18 protein-coding genes are annotated in these 20,012 nt (G+C 72.5%); 10 read left to right on the forward strand and 8 right to left on the reverse strand.

The genetic code is table 11. The annotated features are described in order from the left end of the window. Window positions 1-45: 45 nt before the first annotated feature. The gene (locus tag OG386_RS38955) at window positions 46-1,044 is read right to left on the reverse strand and encodes a DUF1996 domain-containing protein (RefSeq protein ID WP_328792044.1); all 999 of its coding nucleotides are present in this window, start codon (window positions 1,042-1,044) and stop codon (window positions 46-48) included. A 145-nt stretch (window positions 1,045-1,189) separates the two neighbouring features. Between OG386_RS38955 and OG386_RS38960 the strand changes: the two genes are divergently transcribed. Then, window positions 1,190-2,173: a phosphotransferase family protein gene (locus OG386_RS38960; protein ID WP_328792045.1), complete on the forward strand. Its 984-nt coding sequence runs from the start codon at window positions 1,190-1,192 to the stop codon at window positions 2,171-2,173. 67 nt (window positions 2,174-2,240) lie between these two features. On the opposite strand, the gene OG386_RS38965 is transcribed toward OG386_RS38960, so the two are convergent. After that, on the reverse strand, window positions 2,241-3,407 hold the full coding sequence (locus tag OG386_RS38965) for a DNA gyrase subunit B (RefSeq protein ID WP_328792046.1): 1,167 nt from the start codon (window positions 3,405-3,407) through the stop codon (window positions 2,241-2,243). A 335-nt stretch (window positions 3,408-3,742) separates the two neighbouring features. On the opposite strand from OG386_RS38965, the gene OG386_RS38970 reads away from it, so the two are divergent. The 4 genes from OG386_RS38970 (at window position 3,743) to OG386_RS38985 (ending at window position 10,325) form a co-directional block, all read left to right on the forward strand. Then, window positions 3,743-4,285 (forward strand): GNAT family N-acetyltransferase, encoded by a 543-nt coding sequence (locus OG386_RS38970; protein WP_328792048.1) that lies wholly within the window; start codon window positions 3,743-3,745, stop codon window positions 4,283-4,285. 82 nt (window positions 4,286-4,367) lie between these two features. Continuing rightward, window positions 4,368-5,117, forward strand: coding sequence for a DUF1838 family protein (locus OG386_RS38975; protein WP_328792049.1), 750 nt, complete (start codon window positions 4,368-4,370; stop codon window positions 5,115-5,117). 459 nt (window positions 5,118-5,576) lie between these two features. Then, window positions 5,577-7,343 carry a S8 family peptidase gene (locus OG386_RS38980; RefSeq protein ID WP_328793515.1) on the forward strand — a complete coding sequence of 589 codons (1,767 nt, stop codon included), beginning with the start codon at window positions 5,577-5,579 and terminating at the stop codon, window positions 7,341-7,343. A 213-nt stretch (window positions 7,344-7,556) separates the two neighbouring features. Further along, window positions 7,557-10,325: a helix-turn-helix transcriptional regulator gene (locus OG386_RS38985; protein WP_328792050.1), complete on the forward strand. Its 2,769-nt coding sequence runs from the start codon at window positions 7,557-7,559 to the stop codon at window positions 10,323-10,325. A gap of 18 nt (window positions 10,326-10,343) precedes the next feature. Here OG386_RS38985 and OG386_RS38990 read toward each other — a convergent pair whose 3' ends face one another. From OG386_RS38990 to OG386_RS39000, 3 genes are all read right to left on the reverse strand, one after another. After that, a complete protein-coding gene (locus OG386_RS38990; protein WP_328792051.1) occupies window positions 10,344-11,258 on the reverse strand; it encodes a glycoside hydrolase family 19 protein in 915 nt (304 codons plus the stop codon). Window positions 11,259-11,403: 145 nt separating this feature from the next. Continuing rightward, entirely contained in the window at window positions 11,404-11,817 is a 414-nt protein-coding gene (locus OG386_RS38995; protein WP_189742455.1) for a rodlin, read from the reverse strand. A gap of 169 nt (window positions 11,818-11,986) precedes the next feature. Continuing rightward, window positions 11,987-12,178: a DUF5302 domain-containing protein gene (locus OG386_RS39000; protein WP_030725782.1), complete on the reverse strand. Its 192-nt coding sequence runs from the start codon at window positions 12,176-12,178 to the stop codon at window positions 11,987-11,989. A 208-nt stretch (window positions 12,179-12,386) separates the two neighbouring features. On the opposite strand from OG386_RS39000, the gene OG386_RS39005 reads away from it, so the two are divergent. Continuing rightward, a complete protein-coding gene (locus OG386_RS39005) occupies window positions 12,387-13,748 on the forward strand; it encodes an FAD-dependent oxidoreductase (protein ID WP_328792052.1) in 1,362 nt (453 codons plus the stop codon). A 120-nt stretch (window positions 13,749-13,868) separates the two neighbouring features. Continuing rightward, window positions 13,869-14,165, forward strand: coding sequence for a hypothetical protein (locus OG386_RS39010; protein WP_328792053.1), 297 nt, complete (start codon window positions 13,869-13,871; stop codon window positions 14,163-14,165). Between the two features lie 96 nt (window positions 14,166-14,261). Here the strand turns inward: OG386_RS39010 and OG386_RS39015 are convergent, their stop codons facing one another. Both OG386_RS39015 and OG386_RS39020 read right to left on the reverse strand, forming a co-directional pair. After that, window positions 14,262-14,780: a mycothiol transferase gene (locus OG386_RS39015; protein ID WP_328792054.1), complete on the reverse strand. Its 519-nt coding sequence runs from the start codon at window positions 14,778-14,780 to the stop codon at window positions 14,262-14,264. A 98-nt stretch (window positions 14,781-14,878) separates the two neighbouring features. Continuing rightward, complete coding sequence (locus OG386_RS39020) at window positions 14,879-16,390, reverse strand: MFS transporter (RefSeq protein ID WP_328792055.1); 1,512 nt, start codon at window positions 16,388-16,390, stop codon at window positions 14,879-14,881. 154 nt (window positions 16,391-16,544) lie between these two features. On the opposite strand from OG386_RS39020, the gene OG386_RS39025 reads away from it, so the two are divergent. Genes OG386_RS39025 through OG386_RS39035 form a run of 3 tightly spaced genes read left to right on the forward strand, consistent with a single transcriptional unit; the run spans window position 16,545 to window position 17,975 of the window. Then, the gene (locus OG386_RS39025; protein WP_327387282.1) at window positions 16,545-16,985 is read left to right on the forward strand and encodes a MarR family winged helix-turn-helix transcriptional regulator; all 441 of its coding nucleotides are present in this window, start codon (window positions 16,545-16,547) and stop codon (window positions 16,983-16,985) included. Window positions 16,986-17,001: 16 nt separating this feature from the next. After that, window positions 17,002-17,373 (forward strand): DUF4180 domain-containing protein, encoded by a 372-nt coding sequence (locus OG386_RS39030; RefSeq protein ID WP_328792056.1) that lies wholly within the window; start codon window positions 17,002-17,004, stop codon window positions 17,371-17,373. Continuing rightward, the gene (locus tag OG386_RS39035; RefSeq protein ID WP_328792057.1) at window positions 17,370-17,975 is read left to right on the forward strand and encodes a HutD/Ves family protein; all 606 of its coding nucleotides are present in this window, start codon (window positions 17,370-17,372) and stop codon (window positions 17,973-17,975) included. The genes OG386_RS39030 and OG386_RS39035 overlap by 4 nt, the downstream gene beginning before the upstream one ends. Here OG386_RS39035 and OG386_RS39040 read toward each other — a convergent pair. Continuing rightward, on the reverse strand, window positions 17,972-19,804 hold the full coding sequence (locus tag OG386_RS39040) for a galactose oxidase-like domain-containing protein (protein ID WP_328792059.1): 1,833 nt from the start codon (window positions 19,802-19,804) through the stop codon (window positions 17,972-17,974). The two genes, OG386_RS39035 and OG386_RS39040, sit on opposite strands and share 4 nt — an antisense overlap. Between the last annotated feature and the right edge of the window lie 208 nt (window positions 19,805-20,012).

The raw sequence follows: 20,012 nt of genomic DNA on the forward strand, positions 1-20,012 counted from the left end.
GGAACACGCCACCGGGACGGATTCGGTTCACGTGACCTGCGTCACTCAGGTCCGGCAGGTGCGGCCCTCGTTGAGGCAGCGGACGACCGCGGCCATCTGCCGGTCGGTCATCGCGTTCACGAACATCGCGTGATCGGTCTTCGGGCTGTGCCGCTGCTCGGGGAAGGAGTCGAGGGCCACGTTCAGGCCCGGGGGGATCTCGTAGGCGAGGGAGACGCGCAGTTCGGGCACCGGGAAGGTGTCCTTCGGGCAGACGCCGTTCGCAGCGGTGAAGAGCAAGTGTGAGCGGTGCGTGACGCCGACGGTGTCGAGGCCGTTCCAGCAGCTCGGGAAGACCAGGGTGCGGGTGACGCGCTCGCCCGCGGGGCAGCGCGGGTAACGGGTGGTGGCTCGGTCCGGGGAGCCCGAACATCCCCAGCGGGCCCGGACGTCGGCCTCGGTGTCCGCCGTGTACGCGACGGCGTCACCGGTCATCGCGCGCAGGAAGCGCGGCATCGGCACCACCTTGCTCACCGGGTTGCCGCGGAACTCGACCAGGACCGAGGTCGCCGGCACGATCTCGCCGACGTTCCCGTGCCCCGCCGAATCCTCGTGCGGGCGCGTGCCCGGGCGGTCGGGGCGGCGCAGCACGGGCCAGTAGTACGTGGATCGGTCGCCGCCCGCACAGCTCGTGGCGGCCGCGTCCAGCGAGGCCTCCGTCGACAGCGCGTTGGTGGAGAGGTTCCCCACGTAGGCGTGCGTGTGATGGGCGCCGCCCAGCAGGCCGGGCGAGACCACGAGGTTGTCCTCGTTGTAGTGGCCCTGCTCGTTGCGGCCGCAATCCACCACCATCGACCCGGCGGACCCCTCGGACCCGGGGGCGGGAGCGGCTGCCGGGAGGCGCGGGACATCGCGTATGTCCACGTAGTCGGAGGCGACCGGCCGCCCGTCCGTCGCCCCGGCGTGCGGACCGGCCGCCCGCGACACCCCCAGTACCGCTGCGATCAGTCCGCCGGCCAGGACCAGGCAGACGGCGAGAGTGAGCAGCCGGTGTTCGTTCCACATGCCGGTCACGGTTGCCGGTGGCGCTCCCGCCGTCAACTGGTCATCCGCATGACGGGCGCGGCGCCGTGATTCGTACGTTCCGTGGGCCGCTCGCCGGCCCGGGGAAGTCAGGCCAACGGTTCACCCGGACGGATAGTCTGCCTCCATGAGCGAGGGCGAGGGAGCAGAGGGCATGGACGCAGAGTTAGCCGGTGAGGGCTGGGGTGCCACGCGCTCCTGGGTGGAGAAGGGGTTGCCCGCGACAGAACGCATCGAGCAGGCGGTCCGCCTGCGCGGCGGCTGGACCTCGCAGATGCGGCGCCTGGACCTCGGCGGCCCGGACGGACGGCGCTCGCTCGTCCTGCGGTCCTTCGTCAAGCCGTTCTACGCCCGGCACGCGGAGGGCCTGCTGACCCGTGAAGCGGCGATCCTGCGCCTGCTCGGTGACACGGACGTGCCCGCGGCCACGTTGGTGGCGGTGGATGCGACGGCGCAGCACTGCGACCACCCCTCCCTCCTGATGTCCCTGCTGCCGGGAACCGTGCGCCTGGACGATCGCAACGCCGACGCCCGCGCCGAACTGTTGGCCCGCCAACTGGTGCGCATCCATCAGCTGCCGATCGCCGCCCACCAGCGGCCCCGTACCTATCAGGCCTGGGCCTCTCCCGAGCGGGTGAGCCCGCCCGCGGACACCCGGCGGCCCGAGCTCTGGCAGCGTGCGGTCGACGTCATCCGCCGGGATCCGCCGGACCATCGAGGTCGCTTTCTGCACCGGGACTTCCATCCCGGGAACGTCCTCTTCACCGGCACGGACGAGGACCTTCGGATCAGCGGCGTCGTCGACTGGGTGGAGACCTCCTGGGGGCCCGCCGACCTGGACGTGGCGCACTGCTCGACGGCCCTCGCCCTGCTGCACGGGGTTCCCGCGGGGATGGGCTTCGCGGACCGCTATGTCGCCGCGGGAGGGACCCTGACCGAGGACCGCACCGCCCACCTCTACTGGCGGCTCCTGGACGCGCTGGGCTTCGCTCCGGACGCGGAGAAGGTCGGCGGGCCCTGGCGCGAACTGGGCCGGGTCGACCTGACGGCCCCTGTCCTGACGCAGAGACTGGAGGGCTACCTCCACGCCCTCTTCGAGAGGTATGCCTGAACCGTCGCGTCGCGTCGCGTCCCGGCCGGCCGACCCGCTGGCTTGCCGGCCGGGACGCGACGGGCACTCAGTCGAGGGCGTCGGCCCGGAGGATCTCGGTGACGACGGCCACCGCCTGCCCCGGGTTCTGCTCCAGCCAGGCGCCGAGGTGCTCCCGGACGGCCTCCGCGACACAGGCGCGTACGGGGCTGTTGCCCAGCTCTCCGCGTGTGGCGCCGACGAACTCGGGATGGTCCAGCTTGACCGACACGACCGCCGTCAGGCCCCGGCCGATGCGGTCGGCGCCGAGGCCGGGCTCCGCCGCCGTCAGCAGCCCCCGCGCCCGCGCGTACGCGTCGAGCGCGGCGGCCGCCCCCTCGCGCAGGCCCGCCTCATGGGTGCCGCCGTAGGGGGTGGCCATGCTGTTGGCGAAGCTGCGGACCCGCTCCGCGCGGGAGCCGCACCACCCCAGGGCCACCTCCATCGTCCCCGCCATCCGCGGGTCCTCCCGCTCGAAGCCGATGACGTCCGTGTGCACGTGCGCCCCCGCCCGCGCCCGGAGGGACACGACGAAGTCCCGCACCCCGCCCAGGAACCGGAACCGCGCGGTCTGGGGGCCGCCCGGAGGGCGTTCGTCGGTCAGCGATACGTCCAGGCCCCGGTTGAGGAAGGCCAGCTCCCTGAAGTGCTCCGCCAGCACGGCGAACGAGCACTCCGTCGTCTCGAAGAGGGTGGTGTCGGGCCGGAAGGTGAGGGTGGTCCCGCTTCCCGTTGCCGGACCCGCGGCGGTGGGCGGCGCCACGGCGACGCCGCACGCGTACTCCTGGACCCGGCGGACCCCCTCGCGCCGCACCTCGGCCGTCAGCCGGCTGGACAGGGCGTTGGTGACCGCGGGCTCCAAGCCGACGAGGGCCGTGGTCACGGTGCCGCGGTCACCGGGCCCCGCCCCGGCCGACAGGTCGGTCAACAGGGCTTCGAGACCGCGGCCGTCGGTGTCCTCGGCGGCCCCGAAGGGGATGCCCGGACCGTCGTCGGTGACCCGTACGGCGCCGTCGGCCATCAGGGTCACGCCGACGGATCCGGCACGGCCGGTCAGGGCCTCGTTCACCGCCCGGTCGGCGACCACGAAGACCATCTGGTGCAGGCCGCGTTCGCCGGTCGAGCCGATGTACATCCCGGGCCGCTTGCGCACGGCTTCGGCACCCTCCAGCACCTGGATGTGGCTGGTGTCGTACGTGATCGCTTCGTCACTCATGAAGTCCCCTCCGATGGTGCCCGGCAGATCACCCCAGCCTAGGTGAATCCAAGGAAAACACCAGGTCAGGGCCGGTTTGTCAAACGTCTGGGCGGGTGGGTGAGCGGCTGCCCGGAGCCGGTCGGCCCCCGGGTCGCGCACCACGGCCGCATCGCGGCCGCGGGCCCGCCGGGGCCGCGTACGCCCCCGTTCCCGGCGACCCCGAGGTGGCTGATTCCGGTGCGCGCCGCGGGCCCGGTGTGAGGCGCCGCGTCAGCGCGACCCGCCGCTGTCCCGACAGGTGGTCACCCAGCGGCGTCCGCCGGGAGCGCGGTTGCCGCCGCTACGATCGGCCGATGATCACTTCCGTCACGCTCGAGGCCGCCGCCACACCGACCGCTGCCGCTCTCGTCCTTCGGCCCTGGTGCGTGGAGGACGTCGCCGCACTGGTCGAGGCCTCCCCGGATCCCGGGCTGGCGGGCGAGGGCGACGGACTGAGCTGGGTACGGGCCCAGGAGCGGGGCTGGGCGACGGGGGTCCGGTTCGGATTCGCCGTCCTGGAGGAGGGCCGGGGCGCGGCGCCGGCGCGGTTGGTGGGCAACGTCGTCCTCAAGGAGGTCGCGTCCGGCAAGGCCTCCGCCGAGGTCGGCTACTGGACGGCGGCCAAGGCGCGGGGCCGGGGCGTGGCTCCGCGGGCCTTGGAAGCCCTCACCGCCTGGTCCCTGGAGGCCTTCCGGGCCGACGGCCTGGAGCGCCTCGAACTGCTCCACCAGGTGGACAACCCCGCATCCTGTCGCGTCGCGGCCAAGTGCGGCTACGCCTACGACAGGACGCTGGCGTCCGCGCCCCCCGCCTTCCCCCTCGACGGCCATCTGCACGTGCGTCGCGCAGCTGCCTGAGGCGCCACCGGCCGGACAGCACCCAGGAGTTGTCCGCGGGGCCGCTTGTCCGGCCGTGCGGCCACCGCGCACAGTGGGCCGTATGACATCAGAGCTGACACCCGCCGAGCTCCTGGACGCATTCGCCCGCACCCGCGCCTCGCTCGACGGCGCCGAGGTCACCTGCTGGTGGACCGGAGACGTCCACTCCTGGGCCCCCGGCGAGCCCTACCGGCGTCTCTTCGGCTTCGAAGGGCTCAACGTCGCGCGCCTCGTGGCGGACGAGGAGCTCGGCGGCTACCAACTCCTGTCCAGGGAGGCCGCGTTCTACCTCGACCCCGGGACCCGGGAGATCCTGGAGACCTGGCAGGACAAGCAGGTGGTCCACGTCTGGAACGATCCGGCGAACCAGAAGTGGCGGCCCTTCCCGATCCCCCTGACGGACCTGGGCGACCAGGTCTGCTTCAGCCTGGAGATCCCGCTGGCCTACCCCTCGCCCCTGCCGGTCGCGCAGTACCCGGCCCACTCCGCCGACGACACCTACCGCGCCCTGGAGCTGTTCCAGTTCTTCGCACCCGCGGCCACCCTGACCACCGACGCGGTGAGCGTCCCCGCCACGATGTCCTGGACCCGGATGTCCCCGTGGCTGCCCTGGATGGAACAGGGGCAGCGCCCCGGCGGCCTCACCTTCCACTGCCGCGGCCGCAAGCTGGACGCGTACGCGCAGGTCCCGGAGCGCACCCGCGCGTACATCGCCGAGCACCACCCCGAATTCGCCCACGCGCCGGAGAAGTGGAGCGAGCCGAACGAGACCAGCTGGACGTACTTCCGCAGGCTCTCCCCGCCGCGGTAGCGCCGCCTCCGGTTGGGGTCCCGGTCTGGGCCCCGGTCCTGCGCGGCGATCGCGCGGACGACGAACGTGCCTGGTCAGCGCCACTGCCGAGGGACCCTCGGGGGGAGCCGCAGGGGGCGGACAAGGGTTTTCCCCGTATCGAGTTCATCCCCGTGTTGCCTACTGTCTGCCCACCGGCGATCTTCTCCTGACCCTACGGCACACACGCCAACCCCACATGGCGTGAAGGCCGTAGCGGTCGGGGGGAGAGCCGGGACCGCCGTTGCCCAGCCCCGCTGTTGCGGCTCGGGCGACGTGGCGCGCGGCGGAGCCGGGGCGAGCTCGACCAACTCGCTCCCGGTCCCGCGGCCGCCGGAACCTCCCACACTGCACTGACCGGCCGCTCCGGCACGCCCGGAAACGGCCCTCGAAGGGGAACACGTGCACTCTTCCAGACGTCGGCTCATATCCGTGGTGGCCATGTCCGTCACCCTGCTCGCCGGCTCCGCGACCGCCTCCGTGGCCCTGGCCGCCGAGACCCCCGCAGCGGCCCCCGCCGCCACGGTCGCCCCCACCGCGCCCGTCGAGAACCTCATCGTCGGGTACAAGTCCTCGGCCACCGAGGCCAGCTCGAACACCGCGGCGGCCGACGACGCCACCGCCAAGGGCAAGAAGGCCGGCAACAAGAAGGCGAAGTTCGACCGTCGCCTGGGCACCGGAGCCGCCCTCGTCAACCTGGGTGGTGCGACCGCCCCGGCCGACGCAGCGGACGTGATGGCCCAGTTCCGCGCCGACCCGGACGTCGCCTACGTCGAGCCGGACACCCGCGCCTACGCCCAGGCCGTCACCCCGAACGACACCGAGTACGCCAAGCAGTGGGACCTCTTCGAGTCCACCGCCGGCATGAACGTCCCCGGTGCCTGGGACAAGACCACGGGCTCCGGCGTCACCGTCGCCGTGATCGACACCGGCTACGTCGCCCACTCGGACGTCGCGCCGAACATCGTCGCCGGCTACGACTTCATCTCGACCTCCTCCGAGGCCCGCGACGGCAACGGCCGCGACAACAACCCGGCCGACGAGGGCGACTGGAACGCCACCGACGGCGAGTGCGGCGTCGGCTCCAAGGCCAGCACCTCCTCGTGGCACGGCACCCACGTCGCGGGCACCATCGCCGCGGCCACCAACAACTCCAAGGGTGTCGCCGGCATCGCCTACGGCGCGAAGATCCAGCCCGTCCGCGTGCTCGGCAAGTGCGGCGGCGCCACCTCGGACATCGTCGACGCCATCACCTGGGCGTCCGGCGGCTCCGTCGCCGGCGTCCCGGCCAACGCCACCCCCGCCAAGGTCATCAACATGAGCCTCGGCGGCCCGGGTGCCTGCGGCACGAGCTACCAGAACGCCATCAACGCCGCCGTCGCCCGCGGTACGACCGTCGTGGTCGCCGCCGGCAACAGCAACGCCAACGCGTCCGGCTACTCGCCCGCCAGCTGCAACAACGTGATCAACGTGGCGTCGACCAACCGCGCCGGCGACCGCTCGTACTACTCGAACTACGGCACGATCATCGACATCGCCGCCCCGGGCGGTGAGACCCGCCGCGCCACCGACACGCCCGGCACCGTCACCACCCCCGAGAACGCGATCCTCTCCACCCTGAACGCCGGCACCACCACCCCCGGTGCCGAGATCTACAAGCCCTACCAGGGCACCAGCATGGCCGCCCCGCACATCGCGGGCCTGGCCGCCCTGCTGAAGTCGGCGAACACCTCGCTGACCCCGGCCCAGATCGAGTCGGCGATCAAGACCAACGCCCGCCCGCTGGCCGGTACCTGCACCGGTGGCTGCGGCGCCGGCCTCGCCGACGCGGCCGCGACCGTCGCCGCCGTGACCTCGACCCCGCCCACTTCGGGCCGCGAGAACACCACGGACTACGCCATCGCGGACAACGCCACGGTGGAGAGCCCGATCACCGTCACCGGCGTGACCGGCAACGCCCCGGCGGCCCTCAAGGTGGGCGTGAACATCGTCCACAGCTACATCGGTGACCTCAAGGTCGACCTGATCGCCCCGGACGGCAGCGTCTACAACCTGCACAACCGCTCCGGCGGCAGCACGGCCAACATCAACCAGGTCTACACCGTGAACGCCTCCTCCGAGGTCGCGAACGGCACCTGGAAGCTGCGGGTCAACGACAACGCCGGCGGCGACACCGGCAAGATCGACTCCTGGAACCTGACCTTCTGATCAGGAGCCAACTCGGCCTGACGGCCAGATAGTACGGACCAAAGCGAGCCCGCGGACCTGCTGATACACCTCGTATCGGCAGGTCCGACGGGTTTTCCCGGCACGCGACTGATTTCTGCGTCACAATCCGTGTCCGCCCGCCACTCGACCTCGTATTGTCGCCTCTCACAGGAAGGGCGCCGGAGCTGGGGACCGAGAGGCTGGTGGCTGTGCGTGGTGGCGGCGACGGGGCACGCTGACACAAGTGTCGGACACGGAGAACTGATCAGGGCGGTCGACCGCGCGCTGACCGCGCACGGCCGGGCGCTCCTGACCGGACCCGCCGGCGCGGGCAAGACCGAGGTCGTGCGCGCCGTCGCGGCCGCGGCCGAATCGCGCCGCGAGACCGTGCTGTGCCTCGCCCCCGAGGCCGCCGACCAATGGATACCCGAGGCGTCCGCCGCCGCCCTCCTCGCCTCCGTGCCCGGCGGCGCCCTGGAACAGCTCTCCGGCCCCCAGCGCACCGCCATCGCCCTCCTGCGCCGCGAGGCCGACGCCCCCCGGGCCGGCCGCGACCACATCGCCCTGCGCCTCGCCGTGGTCGAAGTGCTGCGTACCCTCGCCGATCGCGACCCCGTCCTGCTCGTCCTCGACAACGCCCAGTGGCTGGACGCCGAGAGCACCGACCTGCTCCGCTTCGCCCTGCGCCTCACCCCGCCCCGCGTCCGGGTCCTGGTCGCCGAATGCGTCCAGGGCGGGGTCCCGGTGGGCGAACCCCTCTGCGGCCCCGGCGTCCCCGCCATCCGGGTACCCCCGCTGGGCGCCGACGAGGTCGCCGAACTCCTCGTCCGCCACGGCCTCCCGGCCCGCCTCGCCGGCCGGATCCACCAGGCCAGCGGCGGCAACCCGCGCCTCGCCCTCGCCCTCGGCCACTCCCTCGCCGAAGCCGCCGAGGCCCGCGACAGCAGCGCCCACCACGCCGACCCCCTGGCCGTCTCCGGACAGGCCCGCGAGGTGGCCCGCCGGCTCCTCGCCGGGGCCCCCGCCCAGGCCCGGCGCACCCTGCTGCTCGCCGCCCTCGCCACCCGCCCCACCATCTCCCTGCTGCGCCGCGCCGGCCGCCCCGACGCCGAGGCCGAGCTGGCCGAGGCGGAACGGGCCGCGCTGGTCAGAGTGGGCGAGGACGGCTCCGTGGAGTTCACCGCCGGCGCCCTGCCCACCGCGCTCGCCGCCGACGCCGGCTGGCCCGAACGCGCCGCCGGACACGCGGCCCTGGCCGCCGCCGTCGACGATCCCGTCCAGGCCGTGCGCCACCGCGCGCTGGCCGTGGACACCCCCGACCAGTGGCTCGCCGAGGAGATCACCGAGGCCGCCGCGGCATGCCGTCGCCGGGGCCAGCGCGCCCTCGCCGCCGAACTGGGCCTGCTCGCCGCCGAACGCACGCCGTCCTCGTTGGCCGGCGCGGAACTGGCCCGCCTGGTCACGGCCGCCGAGGACGCCGGCTGGTCCGGCCGCGCCGACCTCGCCCGCCGCGCCACCGGAGCCGTCCTGGCCCGCGACGCCTCGCCCGCCGACCGGGTACGGGCCCGGCTCGCCGTGATCGACGCCGCCGGCCAGGCCCTGGGCGCCCTCGACGAGACCATCGCGTACGCCATGGACGAGGCCGCCGGGGACCCCTCGCTCCAGGCCGCCGTCCAGCTGCGGATCGCCTGGAAGCACAACCTCAGCGACGGCGATCCGGTCCGCTCCCGCGACGCCGCGGCCCGCGCCGGAGCGCTCGCCGCACTCGGCGGCGACCAGGTCGCCGAGGCGATGGCCCTGACCGTACGCGCCCGCATGGGCCGCATCCTCGGCGACCCGGGAGCCGAGGCGATCCTCGCCGAGGCCCTCGCCCTGCCCGCCCCCGAGGTGCCGCTCGGCATGCGCAACGCGCCCCAGTACCTCGCCGTCCGGCACGCCCTCTTCGACGACGGCCTCGACGACGCCCGCCGCCAACTGATGGTCCTGCTGCCCGCGGTCCAGCGCACCGGCTCCGCCGAGGACGTCTTCGAGGTCCTGCGCAGCCTGACCGAGGTCGAACTGCGCAGCGGCCGGTGCGAGGCCGCGTCCGCCCACGCCCGCCGGGCCCTCGAGCTCACGATCGACGCGGGCCTCTCGCCCGGCCCCGCCTGGTACGTCGCCGCGATGGCCGAGGCCATGGGCGGCAGCTTCGCCCGGGCCGCCGGCTACGCCCGGCGCGGCATCCAGGCCTCGCAGGAGGAACAGGACCAGGTCTTCCTCTCCCGCAGCCTGCACGCGCTCGGCCTCGTCGAACTCGCCACGGGAGAGGCGGCGAAGGCCGTCGCCACCCTGCGCCGCGTCGCCGAACTGGAGGCCGCCCAGCAGGTGGTGGACCCCTCGATCCTGCGCTGGCACGGGGAGCTCGCCGAAGCCCTGATCGCCGCAGACGCACCCGAGGAGGCCGCCCGACTGCTGGCCTCCGTCCGCACGGTCGCCGTCGGCCTCGGCCGGACCGGGGTGGTCGCGGCCCTCGACCGGGCCCGCGGCCTGTGCCTGTCCGCCCAGGGCGACGCCGACGGGGCCGTCCACCTGCTGGAGACCACCGCCCAGCGCTTCGACGCCCTGCGGCTGCCGCTGGAACGCGGCCGCACGCTGCTCGCCCTCGCCCGGGTGGAGCGCCGCCGACGCCGGCGCGCACCGGCCCGCGCGGCGCTCCGGGCCGCGGCCGAGGTCTTCGACCGGGCCGGGGCCTCCCCCTGGACGGAACTCGCCAGGGAACCGGCCCCGGGCGACGGCGCCGGAGCGCGGGTACCGGCGGCCGCGACCCTGACCGAGGCCGAGACCCGGCTCGCGCTGCTGGTCAGCCAGGGCGCCAGCAACCAGGAGGCCGCGGCGAAGCTGTTCCTCAGCGTCAAGACGGTGGAGGCCCGGCTGACCCGCATCTACCAGAAGCTCGACGTGCGCTCACGGGCCCAGCTGGCCACCGCGCTGCGCACGCGGTGACCGCCACAGCACCGCTGCTCAGCAGCCGAGGTTGTTCCCGGGGGTCACCCCGAGCAGCTGCGTGAAGCTCTGGTACTTCGAGATGCGGCTCTGGACCTGGGCGGGGTTGCCGCCGTTGCACTCCAGGGCGCCGTTGATCGAGCGGATGGTCTCCCCGAAGCCCGCGCCGTTCACCATGGCGGCGTGGGCGGTCATGGTGCCCGGGCCGTTCTGGGTGTTCCAGTACCAGAGCGCCGTCTTCATGGCGACGGCCGGATCCTGCTCCACGAGGTACGGATTGGCGAGCAGGTTGATGCCGAGCGCGTCACCGGCGGCCTTGTAGTTGAAGTTCCAGCTGAGCTGGATGGGCCCGCGGCCGTAGTAGGCGGCCTGTCCGGCGGGACAGCCGTACGGCTGGCTCGCGTCGCAGTAGTGCGGGTAGTTGGCGGTGTTCTGCTCCACGATGTACACGAGTCCGCCCGTCTCGTGGGAGACGTTCGCGAGGAAGGCCGCGGCCTCGCGCCGCTTGGTGGTGTCGTCGCCGGTCTTGGCGAACCCGGGGTAGGCGGAGAGCGCCGAGACCAGGCCGTTGTAGGTGTAGAAGGGATTCCGGTTCGGGAACATCTGGTTGAACTGGGCCTCGGAGACCACGAATCCGGTGGGGTTGCCCGGATCCGGGTCCTGGCCCCCGCCCCCGCAGGCGCCCTGGTCCGACCAGACGCCCCACTGACCGGTGGTGCCGGGCGTCTCGCCCTGGGTCCACCACTTCGCCTGCCAGTTGTGGCCGCCGTACGAGGCGCTCATGCCGCCCGTGTAGACGGCGGAGGAGGCCCAGGCGCCGGCGCAGGGGGTCGCGGCGACGGCGGGGGAGGAGGGGAGGGCGAGGGCGAGGCCGGCCGTGAGGGCCGAGGCGGCGGCGAGTGCGAGGGCGCGGAGGCGAAGCGCACGTATCACGTAACTGCTCCTTCAGTGGGGGGACTTGCCGTGGGGGCAACGGTGCCCACTGAAGCGAAAATGGTCTGAACCTGTCAAGGTCTAGACCAAATGAAACGCGCCGGCATCACGCGTGACGCGTGACACCGGCGCGCGATCGAACCGATCAGCTGCCCGCGGAGAGGTTGCCGGAGAGGATCGGGATGTTGCTGGCGATGTGCGAGAGGGCCTCGTCACCCTTGGCCTGGGTGGAGTTCTCGGTGCACTGCTGGTTCTGCGGGCTGGCGAGGACGTTGACGTCCTGGACGCCGACGTTGGCGAGGACCGCGAGCAGGGACTGGGCGTTGACCTTGGCCGGCAGGCCGACGCAGAGCTTGTTGAGCGAGCCCTGGATGGCGCCGAGCTGCGGGCTCATCTTGCCGTGGGTCTCCTGGTTGCCGTAGATCTGGGCGGAACCGTTGCCGTTGACGGTGTTCACGCCGTTGTCGTTGCCGATCGCCATCGCCGGGGAGGCGACTGCGGCACCCGCGCCGAGCACGGCGGCGGTGGCGGCTGCGGTGGCCATGAACTTCTTGAGCATGTGGGGATCCTTCTGGTTCGCACTGTCGCGTGTGATGGCTGCCCTCGGCGGGACGTGCTGATCAACTGTCGACGGCGCTCGGGGTTATCCCCACTCACCCGAGTGGCCCAATGCCGGATCGAGCCACCCCCGGCCGTAGTGGCGGGGGCGAGCTCCTCGGGTTCGAGGGTCAGCCGGTCTTGCGGCGGACCTTCTTGTTCTTGCCGCCGGGGCCGCTGCTGGCACCCTGGACCTTCGCCCGGCTCTGGTGGGCCTGCTGGGACTGGGCGTTCGCGGCGTTGCGCTCCAGGGCCTCCCGGAACTTGCGCTTGGCCGCGTCGGCCGGGGACTCGTCCTGCGGGGTGTCGGTTTCGTCAGCCATGTTGTCCTCCTGGGGTGATCAAGCGGTTTCAGTCTGTCAGGTGGCGTCCGTGCTGACCAGCGAGTTCCCTGACACCCCAAGGACCGCTTGGGGAGGTCATAAGTTTTGGTTATGTGGCCATAAACGGACACCGGGTGCCGAGTTAGGTTTACCTTCGTTTAGGGTTCCCTTTGATCCACCTTGCCGTCGCTCGAAGGGAACCTCTGCCATGCCTCGCCCTCTGCGGGTAGCAATCGTCGGTGCCGGCCCCGCCGGTATCTACGCCGCCGACGCGCTGCTGAAGTCCGAGGCAGCCGTCGAGCCCGGTGTGTCCATCGACCTCTTCGAACGGATGCCGGCGCCCTTCGGCCTGATCCGGTACGGCGTCGCCCCCGACCACCCCCGGATCAAGGGCATCATCACCGCCCTCCACCAGGTGCTCGACAAGCCGCAGGTGCGCCTCTTCGGGAACGTCGACTACCCGAACGACATCAGCCTCGACGAGCTGCAGTCCTTCTACGACGCCGTGATCTTCTCCACCGGTGCCACGGCCGACCGCGCGCTGACCATCCCGGGCGTCGACCTCGACGGTTCCTACGGCGCCGCCGACTTCGTTTCCTGGTACGACGGCCACCCGGACGTCCCGCGCACCTGGCCGCTGGAGGCCGAGAAGGTCGCCGTGCTCGGTGTCGGCAACGTCGCCCTCGACGTCGCGCGCATCCTGGCGAAGACGGCCGACGAGCTGCTGCCGACCGAAATCCCGGCGAACGTCTACGACGGCCTCAAGGCGAACAAGGCCCTGGAGGTCCACGTCTTCGGCCGCCGGGGTCCGGCGCAGGCCAAGTTCAGCCCCATGGAGCTCCGGGAGCTGGACCACTCGCCCAACATCGAGGTCATCGTCAACCCCGAGGACATCGACTACGACGACGGCTCCATAGCCACCCGCCGCGGCAACAAGCAGGCCGACATGGTCGCCAAGACCCTGGAGAACTGGGCGATCCGCGACATCGGCGAGCGCCCGCACAAGCTGTTCCTGCACTTCTTCGAGTCGCCCACCGAGATCCTCGGCGAGGACGGCAAGGTCGTCGGACTGCGCACCGAGCGCACCGAGCTGGACGGCACCGGCAACGTCAAGGGCACGGGCGACTTCACCGACTGGGACGTCCAGTCCGTCTACCGGGCCGTCGGCTACCTCTCCGACGAGCTGCCCAAGCTCCCCTGGGACGTGGAGTCCGGCACGGTCCCGGACGAGGGCGGCCGCGTGATCGAAGCCGGTGCCCACCTGCAGTCGACGTACGTCACCGGGTGGATCCGGCGCGGTCCGGTCGGCCTGATCGGCCACACCAAGGGTGACGCGAACGAGACGGTGGCGAACCTGCTCGCCGACCACGCGGAGGGCCGCCTGAGCGAACCGGCCGCCCCGGCTCCGGAGGCCGTCGAAGCCTTCCTCGTCGAGCGCAGCGTCCGCTACACCACCTGGGAGGGCTGGTACCGGCTGGACGCGGCCGAGAAGGCCCTCGGCGAGCCCCAGGGCCGCGAGCGCGTGAAGATCGTCGAGCGCGAGGGCATGCTCGACGCGAGCGGAGCGTAGTGCGAGGGGCCGGGACCCGGACGGGGTCCCGGCCCTCCGTACGTCCTGCGGCGCGATCGGCGGCACTCGCGGTATCGCGATGTCCCCGGCCCGTCGGGGGCGGCGAACGCCGCCGTCCGCGTGCTCGAGCGGGGTCGGCTGGCACCGGGCATCGCTTCCGTCGCGCTGAGCGTGTGGTCGGTCCGCGTCCACGGGGTCGAACGCCCGTGGAGACCGTGGGAGGCCGAGTTCACCTGCCCGTGCTGTGGCGAAGGCTGGGCCCGGGACGAGCTGCAAGGGGCTCTGTCCGTGCTGCCGCCCAAGGCCGCCGCCGAACTGCGGGTGCAGGTCGAATGCCTGGACGAGGTGCTGCTCGGGCGAACGCACCACGATCCCGCGGCGGATCCGGAGCTGGCGTGGTGGCATCGCCGGTGCTGACCGTGCCCGCGCCGCCGGCGGGATCGACCGGGACGTCCCGGTCGGCTTCGCTTCGATCCGTGCCCACCAGGAGCGGCCGGTGCCCGCGAGGTCCCGTCACAGGCCCCGTTCCCGCTCCAGCACGCCCCGTACGAAAGCCGCCTGCCCGGCGTGCTGGAGGTCGTCCCCCAACACGCTGACCAGGCGTACCCCGAGGGTGACCGGCGGGTCCCAGCGTTCGTCGACCACCCGGTCCAGCTCGGTGGCGGCGAGCCCGTGCACGAAGCGGGCGGTCCGCTCGTGCACCGCGTCGAAGTACCCCAGCAGCAGCTCGCCCGAGTCGACCCGCACGGTGTAGACGTCCTGCGGCGAGTGCCCGTACCCGGTCGACCCGGCGGGCAGCGGCAGTGCGAACCGGTCCGACCAGCCGCCGGAGTCCCAGATCTGCTCGGTGCCGGCCGCGTCCGCGATGTGGTCGTCCTGGATCCGGGTCAGGTGCCAGATGAGCCAGGTGACCGAGTTCGCCGCCGGATCCACGCGTGCGTTGAGCAGCTCCGGCGGGACCCCTTCCACGACCTCGTGCACGATCTCCCGGATGCGTCCGAAACCGTCGGCGATGACGTCCGTAGCCTTCATGCACCCACCATGCAAGGCCCGGGGGCCCGACCCCCGCGAGCGACACGCGGAGGCCGGACCCCCGGGCCGGCGGGTCGGGTGACGGGACGGACGGTCGGTCAGCGGGTGGCGTCGGCCTTCTCGGCCTGCTCCGTCTTCTCCGTCGTCGGCGCGGGCCGGTCGGCGGCCGCCGCCACGGTGCCCTGCCCGCTGCGCAGGCCGATCCAGCTGATCAGCGCGACCAGCGCGAAGGCCACCGCCCCGATCCCGAAGGTGAGGGTGAACCCGGACTCGGCGGGCAGCGGGGGGACCCCCGCCGGCAGGTGCTCGATGGTCTTGGAGGCCAGGATCGTGGTGACGACGGCGCTGCCGATCGCACTGCCCGTGGAGCGGGAGATCGAGTTGATGCCGTTGGCGATGCCGCTCTGGTGGTGCGGGACGCTGGACATGATCACGGCGGGCATGGCGGCGTAGCCGAAGCTGACGGCCGCACCGACGACGAGCCCGGCGCCGATCACCGAGAGACTGTGCTGGTGGTCCAGGACCAGCCAGGCGAAGCCGGCCGCGCCGAGGGCCGCGGCCAGGGCCAGCGCCGTACGCGGACCCCGGTGGCGCACGATCTGGCCGCCCACGGGCGAGGCGAGCAGCGAGACGATGGCGCCGGGCAGCAGGAACTGCACGGAGGCGCGCAGGATGGACGCGTCGAAGCCGTAGCCGGTGAGGGCCTCGGGCATCTGGACGAGGTACGAGACGCCCAGGAAGTTCGCGAACATGCCGAAGCCGACGAGGACGCCGGCCAGGTTGGCCATGAGCACGGGGCGGTGGACGAACATCTTCATGTCGACGAGCGGCTCGCGCACCTTGCGCTCGACGAGCACCCAGACGGCGGCCATGACGGCGGCGCCGGCGAAGCTGCCCAGCGTGCGGGCGGAGCCCCAGCCCCACTCGTGGCCCTGGGAGATCGGCAGCAGGAGCAGCAGCAGCGCGATGCCGAGGGTCAGTGCGCCGAGGAAGTCGGTGCGCCCGCCGGTCTTGTGGCGGGTCGCGGGGACCAGGAACACCACCGCGAGCAGGGCGAGGAGCGCGAAGCCGGTCGCCATCCAGAAGGCGTTGCGGTAGTCCGCGCCGGAGCCGGAGGTGAGCAGTCCGGTCGCGACGAGCGCGAGCCCGCTGCCGAACGCGAGCGTGCCGCTGACCAGGGCCATCGCGCCCGGCAGCTTCTGCGGTCGGACCTCTTCGCGCAGGACCGAAAGGGCCAGCGGGAAGATCGCGGTGGCGGCTCCCTGGAGCACCCGGCCCAGGATCAGCAGCGGCAGCGAGGTCGCCAGTGCGGCGATCACGGAGCCGGCGACCATGACGCCGAGCACGGCGACCAGGGTGGGCTTCTTGCCGTGCTGGTCACCGAAGCGGCCCAGCAGCGGGGTGAAGACGGCGGCCGACAGCAGGGTGGCGGTGGTCACCCAGCTCACGTTGGCCGTGGTGGTGCCGAGGTCCTGGCGGATGAGGCCGAGGATCGGGACCGGCAGGGTCTGCATCATCGACACGACCATGGCGGCCAGGCTCAGGGCGAAGACGATGACCGTCTCGTTCCGGTGCCCGGAGGCCGGGGCGGCGGGGGAGGGGGTGCTCATGGCTGGGGTGAACCTTCTTCGTGTTTCGGAGCTGAAGAGCTTCGGAACGCAGATGTTTGACCTTCTCAAGTAACTCGACCGACGGTAGACGTCGATAGTTAAGGTGGTCAAGTAAACAATTGATAATGTGAAGCATCCTGAGTACGCTCCAGGTATGAGCGACACCGCCACGCAGACCCCCACCAAGCTCCAGCTGCTGGAGCTGCTCGCCGCGATCGGCACCGCCCAATGGCGCGAGTTCGCGGCCGCCGCGGCCCAGCACGGCCTGACCTCCACCCAGGCCCGGGTCCTCGCCCAGCTCGACGGCCCCGTGCCCATGCGCGGCCTCGCCACCCTGCTGGTGTGCGACGCCTCCAACGTGACCGGCATCGTCGACCGGCTGGAGGCCCGCGAGCTGGTGCGCCGGGAGCCGGACCCCGCCGACCGCCGCGTCAAGAACGTCGTCGCGACGGATGCGGGTCGCGAGGTCATCCGCCGCGTGCGCGAGGAGATGCAGGCCATGCACGGGGCTCTGGACACCCTCGACGAGGCCGAGAGCGCGACGCTCTACGCCCTGCTGGGCCGCCTGCGCCCCTCGATGGAGAAGGGCGCCTGAAGTAGCCTCGGCCTCCATGAGTACTTTGCAGACGATCAACGACGTGTCCGTGCTGATGTGCGAGGCGGAGGGCGAGGTCATCGCCGGTGAACGCGAGGCACTCGACTGCATCGGCGACGCCGGCTACCAGGGTGCCCAGTGGGTCGTCATCCCCGCCGGGCGGTTCGACGACGCGTTCTTCCGGCTGAGCACCCGCGTCGCCGGCGCGATCATCCAGAAGTTCGTCCAGTACCGGGTCGGCATCGTCGTCCTGGGCGACATCTCGCGCCACACGGAGGCCAGTCCGGCGCTGCGCGACTTCGTCCGCGAGTGCAACCGCGGGACGCAGGCGTGGTTCCTCGCCGACGCCGCCGAGCTGGGCGAGCGGCTGGCCGGGCCGGCGGCGTGAGCGGAGCCGGCGCGCTGTGCGTCCTGCGGGCGGCCGACCGGACCGCCACGGTCTGGAAGAACGGCGGGGGAGTCACCCGGGAGATCGCGGCCTGGCCCGACGGCGCGGACATGGACGGTTTCGGCTGGCGCGCGAGCCTGGCCGAGGTCGCCGCCGACGGCCCGTTCTCGGCCTTCCCCGGCATCGGGCGCACCCTGACCCTCGCCGAGGGCGCGGGCATGGACCTCACGGTGGCGGGCGTACGCCGACTCGTGGACGAGCGGTTCGCGCCGCAGGACTTCCCCGGGGACGAGCCGACCGACTGCCGGCTGCTCCGCGGCCCGGTCGTGAACTTCAACGTGATGTACCGCAGGGGCGTGGTGGAGGCGCAGACCGCCGTCGTACGGGGCGCGCTCGCCCCCGCGGTCCCGCCGGGCGGGACGCTGCTGGTGGTCGCGCTGGAGGGGTCGGCGGTAGTCGAACGGGCCGGTGACCGCGCGGAGCTGCTGCCGTACGATGCGGCCCTGTTGACGGGGCCGCTCGACTGCCGGGTCCGTACGGACGGGCGCGCGGCCGTCGTACGGTTCACCACGGCCGCGGCCGAGGGCCGGGCCCCGGCCTAGCGGGTGCGGGTGCCCAGCTTGATCCACTTAGCGATGCTGGGGACGCCCTTGGCGTCCAGCAGGAAGAGCATGTAGTAGCCGGGCGGGGCGTCGGCCGCGCTCGGCGGTGTGCGCAGGCCGATCGTGGAGCCGTGGACGCCGGTGATCCGCAGGTCCAGGTGGCGCTGGCTGGTGTTCACCGAGTGGGTGACGGTCGTCGGCGCCAGCAGCACGGCCCGCGTGACGTCCTTCGCCGTCGAGCTCGTGACCTGGAAGGCCGTGTCGTGGCCGAGGTCGCCCGTCGGGGCCCGGTCGAGCGCCGGCCGGGCGCCCCGGTGCAGGTAGGCGGGCTCGTAGAGCTCGATGCTGCCGTCCATCCCGTCCTTGATGTCGGGGTCGTTGGCGATCTGCTGGAGCTCGTCCCCGGTGACCATCATCCGGCCGTCCGGCAGGACCAGGGCGTTGGAGTGGTAGCCGCGGGGCAGTCGTTGGGCCGGACCCAGCTTCCAGTGGCCGCGCGCGTCGCGCAGTTCGATCTGCCGGTACTTCAGGTCGGCCTTCGGGTTGAAGGGCCCGTTGCCGTAGTCGCGGGTGTCCAGGGCGCCGTTCACCGTGAGCAGGGTCCCGTCGGGCAGGATCAGGGTCCCGTCCTGGGTGCGGCCGAAGGCCCTCGGTTCCTCGATGCTCCAGCGGCCGCCGGACAGCCGGTACGTGAGCGGGTCGCGCGGGTCGCCGCCGAGCACCAGGACGGAGTCCGGGCCCCGGAAGCCGGCCGGCAGCGGCACGGCCGAACCGTAGCCCCGGAAGTCGGCGGGCCGTCGGGGCAGGTCGGTGCGGGTGTCCTCGACCGGGTCGAAGAGCCACTGTTGGTCGGCGTCGCGGCCGAGCCCGTAGATCTTCCCGTCCCGCAGCGAGAAGAGGTGCGGATAGTCGTTGCGGAAGGGGGCCCGTGACCGGAGCCGCTCCGCGGGGACGTTCGCCGGGATGTCGTACGAACGCCAGGGCACGGGCCGCCCGAGCGCGGGGAAGCGCTCCACCACCGGAGTGGGCGTGCCCGTACCGCGTTCGGACTGGCCGGACATGATGATCTGCCGGCCGTCCGGCCCGGTCACCACCGAGGGGTACCAGCGGCCCACGGACATGTCGCGGTTGCGGAACCACTTCTCGGTCCACGGGTCGAACACGAAGGACAGCTTGGCGCCGCTGCCGCCCTTCCCGCCGACGTTTCCGCCGAACACCCCCACCATCCCGTTGGGGAGGTAGGAGTGACCGGCGCAGAAGAACGGCGCCGGGCGCGGGGCGTAGGCACCGTCGGGCATCAGTACCACCGGTGGCGGCACGTTCGTGAAGGCCTTGGCCCCGGTCCCCCTCGCGGGGTCCCAGAGGTAGGCGCGGCCCGCGTTGGTCCGGCCGACCGTGTTGGTGGGCCCGGTCTCCTTGGTGGGGTCGGCTTCCACGCGTTCGAAGGAGAAGAGCAGCACCTTGCCCGTCGGCAGCTGGGCCACGTGGACGCCGAAATCGGGCGAGGGGAAGAACTGGGTGAACCGGCCGAACCGGGCCGCGTCGAACGTCGCGTTGACCTTGCGCTGGGACTCCTCCAGGGAGGCCAGGCTCGACGTGCGCTTCGACTGCGGATAGCCCTGATTTCCCTGGGCCGCCTCGCGCAGCCGCGCGTGCGCGCGGGCGTGCTCCTCGCCGAGCACCCCGGCCTCGTCGCCCGCGTGGTGGGCCGCGGCGAAGGCCGGGGCGGCTGCGGTCAGGGCGATGGCCAGGGCGGTGGCGAGCGCCAGCGCGGACATGGCGGTGGGACGCGGTCGTGGTGCGCGGGACGGGCGTGGTGCGCGGGACATGGGACTCCTCACCGCAGGAGGGCCCGGCGCCCCGGCCGGCTCCAGAACCCGCTGATTGCCTCAAGGACCTCGCCGATCTTAGGAAGAACCGCAACGATTGACCGGTGCGACTCGGCGCTGCGCGCCACCTGGGGCCATCCGGCGCAGGGGTTTGAGTAGATTTATCGTTTCTGCGGTGACGGTCCTCGGCCATCGAGGTGAGACCGCG

Origin of the sequence: Streptomyces sp. NBC_00273 (genome assembly GCF_036178145.1) — a bacterium.
GTDB lineage: Bacteria > Actinomycetota > Actinomycetes > Streptomycetales > Streptomycetaceae > Streptomyces.